The sequence below is a fragment of the Microbulbifer guangxiensis genome (genome assembly GCF_021729075.1).
GTDB classification, from domain to species: domain Bacteria; phylum Pseudomonadota; class Gammaproteobacteria; order Pseudomonadales; family Cellvibrionaceae; genus Microbulbifer; species Microbulbifer guangxiensis.
Genome location: NZ_JAJSAQ010000007.1, coordinates 137,851 through 154,069, shown reverse-complemented (window position 1 = coordinate 154,069; position 16,219 = coordinate 137,851). Strand labels below are relative to the sequence as shown.

General features: G+C 61.1%; 15 protein-coding genes. 5 read left to right on the top strand and 10 right to left on the bottom strand.

Going from position 1 to position 16,219, the window contains the following annotated elements; genetic code table 11:
- Positions 1 to 76: 76 nt before the first annotated feature.
- Together LVD12_RS15125 and LVD12_RS15120 are read left to right on the top strand one after the other, a co-directional pair.
- A complete protein-coding gene (locus tag LVD12_RS15125; RefSeq protein ID WP_237068561.1) occupies positions 77 to 415 on the top strand; it encodes a cupin domain-containing protein in 339 nt (112 codons plus the stop codon).
- 337 nt (positions 416 to 752) lie between these two features.
- Positions 753 to 1,130: a DUF805 domain-containing protein gene (locus LVD12_RS15120; protein ID WP_237068560.1), complete on the top strand. Its 378-nt coding sequence runs from the start codon at positions 753 to 755 to the stop codon at positions 1,128 to 1,130.
- Between the two features lie 600 nt (positions 1,131 to 1,730).
- On the opposite strand, the gene pepB is transcribed toward LVD12_RS15120, so the two are convergent.
- Entirely contained in the window at positions 1,731 to 3,020 is a 1,290-nt protein-coding gene (gene pepB, locus LVD12_RS15115; RefSeq protein ID WP_237068559.1) for an aminopeptidase PepB, read from the bottom strand.
- A 151-nt stretch (positions 3,021 to 3,171) separates the two neighbouring features.
- Here pepB and LVD12_RS15110 point away from each other — a divergent pair, with 151 nt between their 5' ends.
- Complete coding sequence (locus tag LVD12_RS15110; RefSeq protein ID WP_237068558.1) at positions 3,172 to 4,590, top strand: hypothetical protein; 1,419 nt, start codon at positions 3,172 to 3,174, stop codon at positions 4,588 to 4,590.
- A gap of 6 nt (positions 4,591 to 4,596) precedes the next feature.
- Here LVD12_RS15110 and LVD12_RS15105 read toward each other — a convergent pair whose 3' ends face one another.
- From LVD12_RS15105 to LVD12_RS15085, 5 genes are all read right to left on the bottom strand, one after another.
- The gene (locus tag LVD12_RS15105; protein ID WP_237068557.1) at positions 4,597 to 6,000 is read right to left on the bottom strand and encodes a rhomboid family intramembrane serine protease; all 1,404 of its coding nucleotides are present in this window, start codon (positions 5,998 to 6,000) and stop codon (positions 4,597 to 4,599) included.
- 134 nt (positions 6,001 to 6,134) lie between these two features.
- Positions 6,135 to 8,309, bottom strand: coding sequence for a mechanosensitive ion channel domain-containing protein (locus tag LVD12_RS15100; protein ID WP_237068556.1), 2,175 nt, complete (start codon positions 8,307 to 8,309; stop codon positions 6,135 to 6,137).
- Between the two features lie 148 nt (positions 8,310 to 8,457).
- Positions 8,458 to 9,135 carry a DUF6515 family protein gene (locus tag LVD12_RS15095; protein ID WP_237068555.1) on the bottom strand — a complete coding sequence of 226 codons (678 nt, stop codon included), beginning with the start codon at positions 9,133 to 9,135 and terminating at the stop codon, positions 8,458 to 8,460.
- A 94-nt stretch (positions 9,136 to 9,229) separates the two neighbouring features.
- Entirely contained in the window at positions 9,230 to 10,048 is an 819-nt protein-coding gene (locus LVD12_RS15090) for a LytR/AlgR family response regulator transcription factor (protein WP_237068554.1), read from the bottom strand.
- 43 nt (positions 10,049 to 10,091) lie between these two features.
- Positions 10,092 to 11,180 (bottom strand): sensor histidine kinase, encoded by a 1,089-nt coding sequence (locus LVD12_RS15085; RefSeq protein WP_237068553.1) that lies wholly within the window; start codon positions 11,178 to 11,180, stop codon positions 10,092 to 10,094.
- 213 nt (positions 11,181 to 11,393) lie between these two features.
- On the opposite strand from LVD12_RS15085, the gene LVD12_RS15080 reads away from it, so the two are divergent.
- On the top strand, positions 11,394 to 11,852 hold the full coding sequence (locus tag LVD12_RS15080; RefSeq protein ID WP_237068552.1) for an EVE domain-containing protein: 459 nt from the start codon (positions 11,394 to 11,396) through the stop codon (positions 11,850 to 11,852).
- 66 nt (positions 11,853 to 11,918) lie between these two features.
- Here LVD12_RS15080 and LVD12_RS15075 read toward each other — a convergent pair whose 3' ends face one another.
- The 4 genes from LVD12_RS15075 to bioD all read right to left on the bottom strand — a co-directional run bounded on the left by LVD12_RS15075 (position 11,919) and on the right by bioD (position 15,439).
- On the bottom strand, positions 11,919 to 12,587 hold the full coding sequence (locus LVD12_RS15075) for a nitroreductase family protein (protein WP_237068551.1): 669 nt from the start codon (positions 12,585 to 12,587) through the stop codon (positions 11,919 to 11,921).
- Positions 12,587 to 12,769 carry a DUF3094 family protein gene (locus LVD12_RS15070; RefSeq protein WP_237068550.1) on the bottom strand — a complete coding sequence of 61 codons (183 nt, stop codon included), beginning with the start codon at positions 12,767 to 12,769 and terminating at the stop codon, positions 12,587 to 12,589. Before LVD12_RS15070 ends, LVD12_RS15075 begins: the two co-directional genes overlap by 1 nt.
- Positions 12,770 to 12,869: 100 nt before the next feature.
- Positions 12,870 to 14,651 carry an acyl-CoA dehydrogenase C-terminal domain-containing protein gene (locus tag LVD12_RS15065; protein ID WP_237068549.1) on the bottom strand — a complete coding sequence of 594 codons (1,782 nt, stop codon included), beginning with the start codon at positions 14,649 to 14,651 and terminating at the stop codon, positions 12,870 to 12,872.
- 104 nt (positions 14,652 to 14,755) lie between these two features.
- Positions 14,756 to 15,439: a dethiobiotin synthase gene (gene bioD, locus LVD12_RS15060; protein WP_237068548.1), complete on the bottom strand. Its 684-nt coding sequence runs from the start codon at positions 15,437 to 15,439 to the stop codon at positions 14,756 to 14,758.
- A 275-nt stretch (positions 15,440 to 15,714) separates the two neighbouring features.
- Between bioD and LVD12_RS15055 the strand changes: the two genes are divergently transcribed.
- Positions 15,715 to 16,200 (top strand): L,D-transpeptidase family protein, encoded by a 486-nt coding sequence (locus LVD12_RS15055; RefSeq protein WP_237068547.1) that lies wholly within the window; start codon positions 15,715 to 15,717, stop codon positions 16,198 to 16,200.
- The last annotated feature ends 19 nt before the right edge of the window (positions 16,201 to 16,219 follow it).

The window sequence follows — 16,219 nt, the reverse complement described above, 5'->3', positions numbered from 1 at the left end:
TCAAATGACACCGGACAACTCCAACTTATAAAGGCAAAATATAATGCATTGTAAAATAACCGACATGAATCCGCTAATGGACACCCAAACAGCAAAAGTAAATGCTGAAGAGGCTGGCGGAATAACTATCAGCCATATGCAGTTTTCACGTGGCACTGACTTTGCACCATTATTAACCGGACTGAAGGATAATTCTTGTCAATGTCCGCACTGGGGTTACGTTCTAAAGGGAGAAATCATCGTAGACTACTCAGATGGCCATTCTGAGAAGGTTGGCCCAGGAGAGTCTTACTATCTGCGACCTGGTCATTCGGTAAAATTTGAGAAAGATACGCAAATGATCGAGTTCAGCCCAACAGATGAGCTGAATGAAGTTTTAGCGCATGTTGGCCAAAAGATGGCTGAGCTTGCCTAGACGGCCGACCATCTAACAAGGGCTTTTGGGACGACGCCTTAAACTTTGCTTCGTTTTTTCGTTCTCTGCACTTGCATTTTTACACAAAAGCGGCGCGTTGGCTGGCAAGTATCTAGAGAGACTGGGGGCGATTCAAGAAGCAGGAGGAAGCTTCGCAAGTCATATCGCCGTGCACTTCTGCTTCCCGGGTATTTATCACCGTACTGTGGCGTGGAGGCTGATAGCGGGTGCAGAGCACTCCCTGACACCTTCGGCAAAGTAACCAGCATAACTGGTCTAATGTAAACAGACTTATCGAAGATTTCGACAACACAGATAGTCACGGAGCCATAGTGTTATGCACTGGTATCTCAAAGTCCTGAGAAATTACACCAACTTCCACGGCCGCGCCCAGCGGCGGGAGTACTGGTTCTTTGTTTTGTTCAACCTGCTGATTGCATTAATGTTGAGCACTATCGACGGTGTGACCGGTCTTTATAGTGAGGAATACGGGGTGGGTCTCCTGAGTGGGGCCTACGCGCTGCTCGTCCTGCTGCCCTCCCTTGCCGTGACCGCGCGGCGACTGCACGATACCGGGCGTACAGGGTGGTGGATACTGGTGAGCCTGATCCCGCTGGTCGGCTACCTGGTGCTGCTTGCTTTTATGGTTTTCGACAGCGAGCCTGGCACCAATCGCTTTGGCCCCAACCCCAAGGAAACTTCTGTGGAAACCTGATTCGCCCCTCGCTAGCTGCTGCAACTTCGCAATGCTGCGAATGGCAGTGAATGTGGCCGCCAACAGCAACAACAGAAACTAGATCAAGTCCAGCATCAGAAACTTGCACACGGTTATCCACCAGACCTGGCTATAGACCCGGTTCTGCATCAGTAGCAGGTATAGCGGCATCCACCAGAAGATTTCCGATCTGGCGTAATCAACTGACCACTACAACCGCAGATGCGCGCCCGCTATCGCAGCCTGTATCGGGGGACAACAGCATACTCGACTGGGGGCAAACCCAGCTGGAAATACAGCGACACCAGACTGCGCACAAGGCGAGAATCCAAGACAAAAGCATATTGAGGAAGTCACTGGGGACAGCGGAAAATCGGCGGGTCATGCCGTCGAGGGACTGGCCGCAGGCATAACAGAACCTGTCCGCCACAGTTAGCACATGGGCTACCCACAGGTCCGGCAAGTGGCTCGACGGGGGGACGGTTTGTGGCGCGAAGTTGAGCTCCACGATGTCAGAACTGCCTGCTCGCATTGTTATATTTTTATCGCAGCTGGCTGGCAGGATCGGCGCCCCTGGGGGCGCCACCCATCTCTCTATGGTCAGTTGTCCTGCAGGAAACGCGCAATCGTGCGCAATCCGTGCCCCTTGGCGCCCTGGGCCCACAGATCACTGGCGCCCGGCTGATAGGAGCCTGACAGGTCCATGTGCACCCAGTCGCGACCGGTATCGCGCACGAAACGGGCGAGGAAGGCAGCGGCAGTAGAAGCGCCGGGGCTGCCTTCGATACCGACATTGGCGATTTCCGCAAAACCGGATGGGATCTGCTCGAGGTGAAATTTCTCCAGCGGCAGACGCCAGGCCTTTTCGTGCTCTGCAGCAGCTGCGGCCAGCACCCGCTGGGCACTGTCGTCCTCGAAACTGAACACGCAATTATAATCGCGGCCGACCGCCATCTTGGCGGCACCGGTGAGGGTGGCGGCGTCGAGAATCCAGCGGGGGTTCTCCTCCGATGCGGCAATCAGACCATCGGCCAGCACCAGCCGGCCCTCGGCATCGGTATTGAGGATCTCCACTGTCACGCCATTCTTGTACTTGATGATGTCACCCAGCTTGAAGGCGTGGCCGGAAATCAGGTTTTCCGCACAGCACAGATACAGTTTCACGCGCTTCTGCAATCCCCGCGCAATCGCCAGGGCGAGACCGCCAGTCACCATCGCTGCACCGCCCATATCAGACTTCATCGTGGCCATATTGTTGGACGGCTTGATACTGTAACCACCGGAGTCGAAGGTAATGCCCTTGCCTACCAGACAGGTATCCACCGGCGCATCGTCCTTGCCAGTCGGGTTGTAGTCCACCTGCAGCATCACCGGCTCGCGCACGCTGCCACGACCGACATTGTGAATACCGGCAAAGCCTTCCGACAGCAGTTCGTCACCGGCAATCATGCGATAACTGACGGCGTCCGGCGCGAGTTTCTGCAGCATTTCCGCCGCGCTCTCCGCCAGTACCCGCGGCGACACGTCCTCGGGGGTACCATTGGTGATACTGCGCACCCACTCCGCTGCCGACTGCCGCGCCTGAAGCTCCTTGAGTTCACGATTGTTGCCTGTGCCCCAGTCCAGTTCGCTGTCGCGATTGGGGTTGTAGTAACCCGCCCAGAAGGCCCAGCGGCTCTCGGTACTCCAGCCATCGCCAACCAGCTTCACCGCGGGAATACCCATACCGTCGAGCCGCCGGGCAGCGCGCTGGGCTGCCACCTCCGCGGAGCCGGTGGCCTCAGTCACATGAATACGCGCGCCACCAGCGGTGAAACTCAGCAGCGCCTTTTCTCCCCAGCTGGCCGCTGCCGCGGATGTCACCAGCTCAACTTCCATTGCCTTTGCCATACCACTTGCTCCAAAAAAATCCTGTTTGTGTAGGGTGCTGGGCTTCATTCTATCAGCCCCTGCAACAGTCACGCCGCACAATGCAGTTTGCGCCAGAAGGTGCCTCGTCGCTAAACTGCGCCGAGGACAACCAGCACAGGGAAGAAAAAACATGGCCGAGTCCTGCAACTATCACTCCTCCAGGGAGGCAGGCTGGCTCTGCCAACCCTGTGAGCGCCACTTCTGCAATGAATGTGTGCCGGGCAGCCCCGCCAATTACCCGACCGGCCGCGCCGAGTGCCCGCTCTGCCACAAGCCACTCGCCGATATTGCCGCCAGTAACAGCGCCCGCCCGTTCTGGCAAATGAGCCCTTTCTTTTTTCGTTATGCGCTCGAACCAGGCCCACTGACAGTGATCGGACTCGCCACCGGCGCCAGCCTGCTTATTTCCGGGCTGGGAATGATCTCACTGCTGTTACTGCTGGCCGCCGTGGCCCTGCTGACCCGCTATAACCTGCTGGTGATCGAACACCTGGCCCACGGCAAATTGCAGGCACCGGCGTTCGGCGAAGCCCTGGATGGCCGCAGCGCGCCGATGTTCCTGAAAGTGATTGCGATGGCACTGATCGCCGGCTTTGGCGGTTTCCAGTTGGTACGCCTGTTCGGCGAGGGCGGGATCCAGCTCTATTCCATCGCGCTCTCCGTGCTGGCGCCAGCCGCAATGATCGTGCTGGCACTCGAGGGCAGGCTGCGCTCGGCAGTCAACCCGCTCAAGCTACTGCATTTCACCGTGGTGATTGGCTGGCCCTATCTTTTGCTATGGCTGGCCACCACTGCCGTTTCCGCGGCACCCCAGTACCTGATGTTGGTGGTGGCGGACAAACTGCCCAACTGGGCCATCATGCCGACCGTTGCGGCGAGCACCAGTTATTTCTACATCGTCACCAGTGCCATGATGGGTTATATCTGCCTCGGCAAGCAGCAACCCCTTGGCATCTCGGCGAGCCGCGATGACGATGAGGATATCCTCGAGGAGAACGAGTTCGACCGCGCCCGCGCACTGTCGGAAGCGCAGATCCTGATGCGGGAGGGGGAGCACGGGGCGGCACGGCGGGTGCTGGTGGATGCGCTGCGCCGCTTTCCCAATGAGGCTGCGCTCAACGAGCGCTACTACCGGCTGCTGCTTGCCAACCATGACCAGAAGGCTCTGCGGGAACTGGCGCCTCACCTACTGGAAAAGCTCATAGGCCTCGGGCACCCCCATCGGGCAGCGGAACTCTACCTTGCAACGGACCCCCTGCCAGCCATCGACAAGTCCACCCTCCGCCACGGTCTCGCCGATGCCCTGTATCACGACCGCAAGTTCGGGCCCGCGGCGAAGCTGCTCAACAATCTGCACAAGGAAGACAGCGATTACCGGCACCTGGACCAGGCGTACCTGCTATTAGCCAGGATCTACCTGGACGGGTTCAATCGCGAAGACCTGACGAAACAGCTGTTACTGTTTCTGCGCAAGAAATTCCCGGACAGTGAGGTCCAGGGTGAGGTGCGAACGCTGGCCAGGGTGCTGCAGGCGGCACAGACCGCCTGAACTGGGTTATTCGGAAAAGCTCGCCGGGCGAACCAGTTGCTGGATCTCCCGCGCCCGGACTTCCTCGCCCAACCGGCGATAGTGGTCCACCAATGCCCTCGCCAGGCGAGGCAGCAGTGGGTGTTCGACCCCCTGCCCCTGCAGGCGGCGCAACAATTCTTCCAGCCACCCCCACTGTTTCTCCCGCGCGGCGCGCCGGGCGAGCAACAGGCAGACCCTGGCAGACAATGCACGGGGCCGACTGGTGCTCTGCAGGTAGCGGCGGTAGCTGTCAGCCAGCTGGCCCACCCCGATGGCCTGCTCATCTGCGAGTGCGAACAGCGCCAGATGGGCCCGGTGGTAGGGCTCACTGTCCGGCGCCACCGAAGATAACTCGATCGCCCGCTCGATCAGGTCGATGCTGCCGGGGTGCTGGCGCACTCCGGCATGGGCCGCCTCGCCCGCTTCCAGGTACTTACCCTGCTCCTGCAGACGGTCAATACGGGCCAGCACCCGCTGTTCAGCCGTTGGGACGCCGTACTCCACCGGCATCTGCGCCAGCGCGGGCCGCCGGCTGAGCAGGACCATGGTCGCCACGAATCCGGCCAGCAGCCCGCCCAGATGTGCCCAGTAGGCGATGCCCGCATCGCCCCAGAAGTAGCCGAACAGCTCCTTGGCAAGCCAAAGGGGCAACACCAGCAGGGCCGGGGCACTGAATTCGCCGAACATAAAGCCGATGGTGTAGAAGAATCGCAATCGCTGGACACCGTAGACCGCCACGAACATGCCCATCACCGCGGAGACGGCGCCGGAGGCGCCCACCATCGGCATGGGGCTGCCCGCCTCCACCATCATGTGCAAGCCAGCCGCGGCCAGCCCACCGAGCAGGTACAGGCCGGCAAACCAGGCTCCGCCAAGGGCCAGTTCCACGGAAAGGCCAAACAGCAGCAGGAAGACCATGTTGCCGATCAGGTGATCCCAGCTGCCATGCAGGAACATATGGCCGAACAGGCCTGCGAGCGTCGGTTCTGCGGGCGTAAGGCCGAGAGCGAAGGCGCTCAGCCGGTTACGCAGCTGGTCAAAGTGCTCCCGCTGGGCGAGCCATTCAGTCTCCCCCTCGGCACGCAGTTGCGGCAACAGCCACTGGTGGAACTCGCGGTTACCCAATAGCTCGCGGTAAACAAATTCTTCCCCCTGGGCATCCATATGCATGCGCCACTCGGGGTGCTCCTCGTTGATGTAGATCAGGAAGCGCTGTTCTTCGAGTACCGGCAGGTCACTGGAAAAGTAGTATTCCTCCGCCGCGTGCCAGCGGGTCTCATCCCGCCCCTGGTACAAGACAAACACCAGCAGGTTCAGCGCGATCAGGGCAAAGCACATCAGCGGCGGGCGGCGCCAGTCGGGCTTGTTCTGTATGGGGATAATCAGCAAGGGCGGGGATCCTGTTCCAAAAAATACGCCGCACACAGCCCCCGGGGGGCGTCGTCACAAGCCCTGCAGAATACAGGGCTGGCGATTGCAGAACAAACATTCCGTCGATTAATTGAACGATTGGAACCCTTTGGTCACTGGCCGTTGCGGCGTGCAAGAGACAGCGGCGGCTCCCAGCTGCGCAGGTGCAGGTCCCGCTGCGGGAAGGGGATCTCGATACCGCGCTCATTGAATTCCCGCAGCAACTCCAGGTTGTACAGCGCATAGGGGTCGCCCAGCGGAGAGACCATGTTGCTGTTGATCCACACCACCAGCTTGAAGTTAAGCGCACTGTCGGCGAATTCCATCAGCCACACCTCGGTCTTGCGCTGCCAGTCGGTGTGGGTAATCGGCACCCGCTCTGCCGCAGCGGCGGCCGCCTCCCGCACCAGGTCCGGGTCAGAGCCGTAGGCCACGCCGAAAGGCACATGAATGCGGCGCACCGGGTCATCCAGGGTGTGGTTGATCACGCGACCAGCGACAAATTCGGAGTTGGGCACCAGGATGTCGACGTTGTCGCGGGTGGTGATGCGGGTGGAACGCACGTTGATATCCCGTATCCGCCCGAACACTCCTGACTCCAGTTCCACCAGGTCGCCCACCCGCAGGGGCTGCTCGAAGAGCAGGATCAGCCCGGAGATGAAATTGGAGAAGATCGCCTGCAGGCCAAAACCGATACCCACCGACAGCGCGCCGGCCACCAGCGCCAGCTTGGAGGCATCCAGCCCCAGCATCACCAGCGCGATCAGCAGGGCAATACCGATGATGCTGTAGTGCAGCACCCGTGCCAGGGTATACATGGAGGACTGACTGGCGTGCTGCTTGTGTACCAGCCGGTTGAGGAAGCGACGGGTCAGGCCCGAGATCATCCACGCGCTCAGGAGCACGAACAGCACCCGCGCCAGGATACGCAGCGTGACCGGATTCTGGCTGATGGTAAACAGCTGGTAATCCGCCAGCTCGCGCCAGCGGGTACTGGCGATGTTGCTCAGGTGACCGACGCGTTCACGCAGCGTCGCCCACCAGCCGCGTCGCTGCTGGAAGACCTGCAGCTGGGCAGTCTCATAGCGCAGCACATCTTCCAGCAGTTCATCGGCGCGCCCGAGGGCGCTGTCGATCTTCTCGAACTGCCGCCACCAGGTGCGCATGGCGCCTCGGTCTTCATCACTCCAGGCTACTACCTGTCGCTGACGCAGGTTCAGGTCCCGGCTGAGGGCGCCGATGGCAGTGCGGGCTGTCTCCACCAGGTCCCGATCCCGCACCAGCTGGGGCTCCTCCCCCTCCGGGTTGAGTACTGCGTTCATGGACTGCAGCAACAATGCCTTGCGCTGGCGCAGCTCGTTCTCCAGCTGGCCCACTTCGTTGTCCATCAATTGCAGGTCACGCTGCAGGTTCTGCTGCGGGTCGGTGGACTCCAGTGCCTGTCGCTGCAGCTCGGCACGCTGGCTCACCAGAGCTTCCCGTTTCTCCTTCAGTTCTGCCAGGGACTTTTCGAGGGAATCCCCGGCTTTGTCGCTGTAGATCAGTGACAGCAACACATCCTCAAGCTGGCTCTCTGCCAGCTGAATCTGCTCCTGCCAGAGCGTCATCTGCTCTTCCAGCAGGCTCCGCTGTTCGATGATATTGAGATGGTCGATCTGCACACGGAGGAGATTCAGGGCCGCGGCCTCGCGGTTGACACCCGGGGCAGCATCGCGAAGAGCGAGCACCCGCTTGCGCAGTTCTCGCAGTGACTGGGCGAGAGATTCGTCGACCTGACGGGCTTCCAGTTGCAGGCTCTGCAGGCGCTGCTTCCCCCGTGCGATGGCTGTATCCGCCTCGGCCCAGTCGAGTACCGACGGCTCCTCGGGAAACTCCACATCCGGCAGCACCGCCACCTTTTTGATTTCGTCAAAACTGTTCCAGGTGACGTTCAGGCGCTTGAAGCTGTCGTTGACCGCTTCTGCCTGCACTTGCAGTGCCTCATTTTCCGGCAGCTGTGCACTCCACTCCATCCAGGCACCCACCAGCTCCTTGCGCCATTCCTGGCGCTGCTCACGGGTGGCATCCGGCCAGGCGGTCCACCAGTCTGCCGCGGGTGCAGAGAAATCCGGGATAACCGGCGCAAATTCCTTCGGTTTGGTGCCGGGAAGCTGCGCGGAAGCGCCGAGACTGAACAGGGTCAGGAAAAATGCCAGGGCCAGGGAGAGAAACCGCTGCAACCAGGCACAAGAGTCCCGGTGACAAACGGACATGGATCTGAGGAAGGCGTAACCGCTGCCATCCTTCATAAGTCGCCGACTCCGTGGCAAAACCCGACACGAACGAGGAGGCGGAGAAAATGCCCCGCTTGTTCAGTGTAGTCCAGCGGGCTCCGCCGCCCCGGCGGACCCTTGCCTCAGCGGCGCTCGTGGAGTTCCGCCTCTCAGGGCAGCCGCGTTAACGCATGCAGCGCTCAAACTCATCCCGGTAACTGCCAGGCTCGCGGCGATAAGGGCCGACGTCGCCGCGGCGGGATTGGTCAGAGGCGATACGCCGGCAGGTCGCACGGCGCTCCCGGTAACTCTGGTCGCCGATATAGTCACGGAAGCCATATCGGCCGTAATAGCCGCCGCCGGGGCCAGCGGGGTAAGTGCCGCGATACTCGGCGTAATAGCCGCCACCCGCCCGGAACCCGGGACTGAGCCGCGGATAGGCCCGGGAAACGATTGGCGCCTGCGGTACCGCTCGTGGTGCAGCCTGCGGTGCAGGCAGAGACCGGAGCCCCGGCGCCCCCCTGTCATAGTCACGCCAGCCGTAGGGCGGGGGTACGACCGCAAAGTCATCACCGCTGGGCTCGTAACGCAAGAAGGCCCCACTGCGTGTGACGAAGTAGCGGTCGCCGCCCATGGTGAAAGTGCGGCTGCTACCGGGCGCATAGGGCACCCGTGCACCCAGCGGCGGTTCCACGCGTGAATACCCTCCCCTCACCAGGCGGTAAAAGGAGCCGGCAGAATAGTAATAAGTTTCACCGCGCACCAGAATTTGCGAAGCTCCGGACGGCAGGGACCGTATCAGGTCCTGTGCCCAGGTGAACGAAGCGGCACAACTGAGAAGGAGTGCTATGGCGTAGCGCATGTCGGCGCCTCCTTTCGGGCAAACTACTAAGTATCGGTAGTCTACTGAGCGGCGACGCCCATCCCCAATCGCACGGACGTTGCGTCCGCCTTCACTAGAGGAAGTGCTGCACTTTGTTCTTGTAACTGCGGCTCATCTTCAAACGCTCACCGTTGTGGAGCACGAGGTAATACTCGCCATTGATATGAGCAGAGATCTCGCTGACGCGTCCGAGGTTGACGATGGTGGAACGGTGGATGCGCTGGAAAACCCGCGGGTCCAGCTGCTGCTCCAGCTCCTTCATGGTGATACGCATCACATGGGTCTCCCCTTTGGCGTGCACACACATGTAATCGCCGGCGGCGTCGATCCAGTCGATCTCCTTTGCCGGTACCAGGGTGATTTTGCCGGCATCCTTGATGGCAATTTTTTCCGGATAGCGGGTACCGGCGAGTTCGCCACTGGCCAGTTTCTCCGCCAGAACCTCAGGGGATTCCTGGGTCAGATCGGCAACCGCTTCCAGCAGCTGCTCCCGCTGCGCCGCCAGATCAGCGCTGGTCCGCTTTTCCCGCACCCGCTCCAGTGCCCGCTGCAAGCGTTCCTCCTCAATGGGCTTGAGGACGTAGTCCACCGCATTGACCTCGAAGGCATCCACGGCATATTCGTCATAGGCCGTAACGAACACGATCTGCGGTAGCTGCTCCCTCGGAAGGGCCTGCACTAGCTGCAAGCCATTGATCCCGGGCATCTGGATATCCACAAAGGCGATATCCGGCTTCAGCTCGGGAATCCGCTCGCGGGCCTCGCGTCCGTTGCTGCACTCGGCTACCACTTCCACCCCGCCCAGGTTTTCCAGCCGCAGGCGCAGTCCGCGCCGTGCCAGGGGCTCATCGTCAACGATGATCGCCGTCAGTTTTTCTGCACTACCCGTCATGGTTCCATTCCTGCTCTCTGTTCCTGCCCGCCATCGCCGCACGCTACTCCTGTTCGAAGGGAATACGGATGTGCACCGCCAGGCCACCACCGGGCTGGTTGCGGAAACGCACTTTCTGTTCTGCGCCGTACAGCGCCCGCAGGCGCTCGCAGGTATTGCGAATCCCCACACCGCGGCCGGTACCCAGGGATTCCAGCTCCTCAACACTCATGCCGGGGCCATTGTCACTCACTTCCAGCAGCAATTCGCCGGCGAATACCCGGGCGCGAATGGTGATCTCACCGCCCCACTCCCGCTGGGAGATACCGTATTTGATGGCATTCTCCACCAGCGGCTGCAGCAGCAGGCTCGGCACCAGCGCCCTGGGGGAGTCTCCCTCCAGGTCCACGTTGACGCCCAGGCGGTCGGCGAAACGGACCTTCTCGATATCCAGGTACAGCATCAGTGCTTCCACTTCCCGCGCCAGCGTCACCTTCTGCATGGGGTCGTTGTCGAGCGAGTGGCGCAGGAACTGTGACAGGCGCGAGACCATGGAGTTGGCGGTACGCCCCTCGTTGTCGAGGATCAGTGTGGATATGGCGTTCAGGGTATTGAACAGGAAGTGGGGGTTGAGCTGGTAACGCAGCATCTTCAGCTGCGCCTGGTGTGCCGCGGATTCCGCCAGCAGCATTTTCTCCTGCTGGTCCTGGGAGGCCTGGTAGTACTTGATGCCGTAGTAGAGCGCAGCCCAGGTCATGAGCAGCAGGAACGAATACGAAAACCAGTACACCGCCATCACTGCCGGATGTTCGTCGCTCTCCTTTCCGTAGAGCCACAGAGAACCACCGAATTTGATCGCTGCCCATACCGCCGCGGCCACGATAACCACGAGTAATGAGCCGAAGAAGCGGATTGCCGGCGGCCGGTGCCACAAGCGGTGGAATCCGCGCCGCATGAGCTCCGACAGGGCCACGCCCGACGCCGTCGCCACAGCAATATAACCGGAGTGCAACCAGTGGTTTTTCACCCAGAAAAAGCTGCCAACGAACGTCAACAGGGTGTAGCCGCCCCAGCCGGACGCCTGCAGTGCCCAGTACTTCCAGCGCTGCGAGGCCAGCCGCTCAGACAGCCATTGAAAAGCCTTGTTACCCATATGCTCCCGTACAGGCCCGACGCTTCAGCGGCAGGCCGTATTGACACTTCTACAGACGTTCATACTAAATGGCGCCCCGAGCCGGCGAAATACCGCCCGGCGCAGCGAGAACACCGGCTACCGCAGATTTCCCGCTATACACATCACAGCCTTTGAATCCTCGGGCACTGCCCGGACATTGCCCAGACACTTACTTGAGGGAGGGTGAAGAGAGTGAACCACTGGCTCTTCAAATCGGAACCGGACGAGTACAGCATCGACGACCTGGCGAGCGAACCCGGCCAGACTGGCCACTGGGACGGGATCCGCAACTACCAGGCGCGCAATTTCCTGCGTGACAAGGTGGCGGTGGGGGATGGCGTGCTCTTTTACCACAGCGCCTGCAAGGTGCCGGCCGTGGTGGGCACCGCGGAAGTCGTCAAGGCTGCCTACCCGGACCCTGCCCAGTTCGACCCCGACAGCCCCTACTTCGATCCCAAGGCCAGCGCCGGGGCTCCGCGCTGGTTCTGCGTCGACCTGCATTGGCGCAGCACGTTTGCCCACCCGGTGCCGCTGGCGCAGATCAAGGCAGATCCGCGGCTACAGGAAATGGTGCTGGTGAAGCAGGGACGCCTGTCCATCCAACCCGTCACAGCGGAGGAGTGGCAGATCATCAGTGAGCGCGGCTCCTGACCATCGATCAAAGCGGCTGCCGCGGACACACCCTGTCAGACCGCGGCAACAGCCCGCACAGAGTCTTCAGAGAAAGTCTGCGATCTCCGCCAGCGGCTTCTTGTCGATTGCCGGCACCTCGACGCCCTCAGCGGGCAGGCCCGCCACCAGAATCATGTAAGGCTTTTCCGTGGAGGGCCGGCCGAGAATTTCATTGAGAAACTTCATCGGGCTCGGCGTGTGTGTCAGGGTGGCAACGCCGGCGTTGTGTAACGCCGCGATCAGCATGCCGGTGGCGATGCCCACGGATTCGGCAGTGTAGTAATTCTTGAGCTTCTCACCGCTGTCGCTGCTGGAGAACTTCTTCAGGAAGATCACGATCAGCCAGGGCGCCGTCTCGAGGAACGGTTTGTGGGCATCAGTCCCGAGCGGTGCCAGCGCATCCAGCCACTCGGCCGAGGCGCGGCGCTGGTAGAACTCACGCTCTTCTTCCTCGGCGGCCAGCCGGATCTGTCGCTTCAGCTCAGCGCTGCCCACCACCGAGAAATGCCAGGGCTGCATGTTGGCACCGCTGGGTGCGCTGCCGGCAGTACGGATCGCATCTTCAATCACCGTTCGCGGTACCGGCGCGTCAGAGAAATCACGCACGCTGCGCCGCTGCTTCATACGGGTGAGAAAGTCCCCGCTGCGGCGCAACATTTCCTCGTCGCTCAGCCTGTCGAACTGCAGCGGCACAAAGCCGTCGCTTTCCGCCATCAGACCACTCCCTTGGTTTGCGCGATCAGCAGGCTGACCAGCGACAGCACTGTCAGCACGGCGACAATAATGCCGAGCAACAGGAACGGACGGAAAGGTTTGCGTTCGACACGGTTCACGCCGGAGTGCAGGTATTTGTCGACCTTGGCCTGGTCTTCATCGGTAAGTTTCTTGTCGGACATGGCGTTGTTATCGGTTTTATTCAGGCACCATCGAGTTTAGGAGAAACGCCAGAGACAAAAAAGCCCCGCAACGCGGGGCTTTCGGCTGATGGACGAAAAATCAGAAAAGCTCCTCCTCCAGATCCATCAGGGTACCGCTGCCGGCATCGACACTCGCCGCCAGCGCCGTGGCCTGGGGCAGCAGGCGGGCGAAGAAGAAGCGTGCCGTCTTCACCTGACCCGCATAGAAGCTGTCCTCGCCAGTCTTCGGCAGTGCGGCAGCCGCGATGCGCGCCCACATGAAGGCGTAGGCCACGTAGCCGAACAGGTGCAGGTACTCCACCGACGCCGCACCTGGCGCGTGGGGATCTTCCTGGGCTGCCGCCAGTACGCGGGCGGTGACGTCGCGCAGGCGTTGGAGCTCTGAGGAGAGCGGCTGAATGAATTCCGCCAACGCCTCGTTATCCACCTGGCTGTCGATGAATTGCTGCACGTCGTCAGCAAACAGGTTGAAATAGGCTCCGTTGTTGGCGACGGTCTTGCGGCCGATCAGGTCCAGCGCCTGGATACCGTTGGTCCCCTCGTAAATCTGGGTGATGCGCACATCCCGCACCAGCTGCTCCTGGCCCCACTCACGGATATAGCCGTGGCCGCCGAACACCTGCTGGCCCAGTATGGTGCAATCGAGGCCCTTGTCGGTAAAGAATGCCTTGGCCACCGGCGTGAGCAGGGCCACCATGGCCTCGGCCTTCTGCTTCTCTTCACCTTCGCCGAACTTGGCGATATCGAGCCACTGGGCCACATACGTGGACAGGGCGCGGCCACCGCCGATCAGCGCCTTCTGGGTCAGCAGCATACGGCGCACGTCCGGGTGCACCAGAATCGGGTCGGCGGCCTTGTCGGCCTGCTTCGGACCCGCCGGGGAACGACTCTGGATGCGCTCGCGGGCGTATTCCACCGCATTCTGGTAGGAGCGCTCGGAGGCGCCGAGCCCCTGGATGCCCACCCCCAGGCGCTCGTAGTTCATCATTGTGAACATGGCGGCGAGCCCCTTGTTCAGCTCACCCACCAGCCAGCCCTTGGCACCGTCGAAGTTCATCGCACAGGTGGCCGAGGCCTTGATGCCCATCTTGTGTTCGATCGAGCCACAGTTCACCGCATTGCGTTCGCCAATGCTGCCGTCCTCATTGACCAGGAACTTCGGTACCAGGAACAGGGAAATGCCTTTCGGCCCCCTGGGTGCATCTGGCAGTTTGGCCAGTACCAGGTGGATGATGTTTTCGGAAAGGTCGTGGTCACCGCCGGTAATGAAGATCTTGTTGCCGGTGATCTTGTAGGAACCATCTTCCTGCGGCTCCGCCTTGGTGCGGATGATGCCGAGGTCCGTGCCCGCATGGGGTTCAGTCAGGTCCATGGCACCGGACCAGGTGCCCTCGTACATTTTCGGCAGGTAGCGCTGCTTCAGATCCTCGCTGCCGTGGGCATCCAGTGCCAGGCAGGCGCCGGCAGTCAGCACCGGATAGAGGGCGAAGGAGATATTGGCGGAGTTGATCATCTCCTCCACCTGGGCACCCAGCATCTTGGGCATGCCCATGCCACCGTACTCCGGGTTACCCAGCAGGGCGCCCCAGCCACCCTCGCAGAAAGTGGCGTAGGCCTCGGGGAACCCCTTCGGCGTGGTGACCACGCCATCCTCCCACTGGCAGCCCTCTTCATCGCCACTGCGATTGATGGGGTCCAGGGTATTGGCGGCCAGCTTGGCCATTTCCTCGAGGATGGCGTCGGCGGTCTCCCGATCCACCGCACCCTCCAGGCCCGGCAGGCGCGCCCACAGTTGGTCAGCGGCAAAAACCTCGTGTAAAAGGAAGTTCATTTCCCGCAGCGGTGCCTTGTACTCCGCCATGATCGGCTCCTCAGTCGACTGTTTCAAACGATTGTTTGAATCTAGGTGGGCGGGACCGGCTTGTCAACTGGCGGCGGCGCCGTATGGCCGGCAGGGAGCATCTCTCAGCCAAGCAGCGGCGCGATCTGCAGGTGCTCTGCGGCAGCGCGATAATCGGTGGCTTCGTCGAACGGCACTACACCCAGCAGTGGGGCCGGCAGCAGGGTTCGCAGTGTTGCCAGGTTCTCGTCGGGGCGGGCCATGCCGTCGCGGACAAAATTCGCCACCCAACCCGCCAGCGCCAGGCCATCCCTGCGAATCGCCTCGGCGGTCAGCACGGCGTGATTGATGCACCCCAGCTGCATGCCGACTACCAGGATCACCGGGATATCCAGCTGCTGTGGCAGGTCAGAGAGGTATGATCGCGGCCCCAGGGGCGTACGCCAGCCACCGGCTCCCTCAATCAGCACCAGGTCGGCTCCGGCGGACATGACCCCGCGGCAAACCCCCTCCATTCTCCTTGCGTCCAGCCGCCTGCCTGCTTCCATTGCGGCAATGTGCGGTGCGATGGCGGGCTCCAGGGCAATGGGGTTGACCTGCTGGTAGGGGAGGTCCATGGTCATGGCCTCCTGCAGCAACAGGGCATCACTGTTGCGCAGCCCTTCATGGGTAACTTCACAGCCGGAGGCCACCGGTTTGACCGCTGCCGTCTGCAAGCCCTCGCGGGCCGCGCACTCCAGCAGGGCGCCACTGATAAAGGTTTTTCCGACTTCTGTATCTGTTCCGGTCACAAAAAACGTTCTGGTCACACCTGACTCTCCGTTCAGAGCTTTTTTTCTTTGACGCCCTTTGAAACGTCGCCTACTTGCTGATAAATTACCCGCTCAGATCATTTTTTAATCAACCCGTCCACTGATATGCACCGGGGTTAGGATAACGTCCTGACACGTTGCCCGGCCGGGATCTGGTTGCCAGCGAAGGACAACGCTGTCATGAATCGCGCCATCCCGCCCTGACTGCGGCGGGATGAAAGCACGGAAGCTGCCGTTCCACGGATCACTGACAAACACGGTTTGCCAACACTATGCGATACCTTGCTTTTGCCCTGCTACTGCTAGCGCCCATGCTCTCCTCTGCCGCCATCCAGAAAGCGGACGAGGTGGTCGTGTACAAATCGAAATCCCTGATGCAGCTGAAGCGCAACGGCCGCGTGCTGAAGAGCTACAAGGTGGTCTTCGGTGAGAACCCGCGCGGCCACAAGGTCATGCAGGGCGACGAGCGCACGCCGGAAGGCCGCTATACCCTGGACTGGAAAAACCCGAAGAGCCGTTTTTACCGCTCCATCCACATTTCCTATCCGAACGCGCAGGACAAGGCCCGCGCACGACGCCTGGGCGTGAATCCCGGTGGCGACATCATGATCCACGGTATCAAGCCGCAGTGGAAAGGGATGGAGAGCTACCTGACCAAGATGAACTGGACCGACGGCTGTATCGCGGTGACCAACCGCGAGATGGATGAAATCTGGGCCATGGTGGATACCCCGACGCCGATTTCCATCTACCCGTGATCCAGGCCGGGCCCTGACC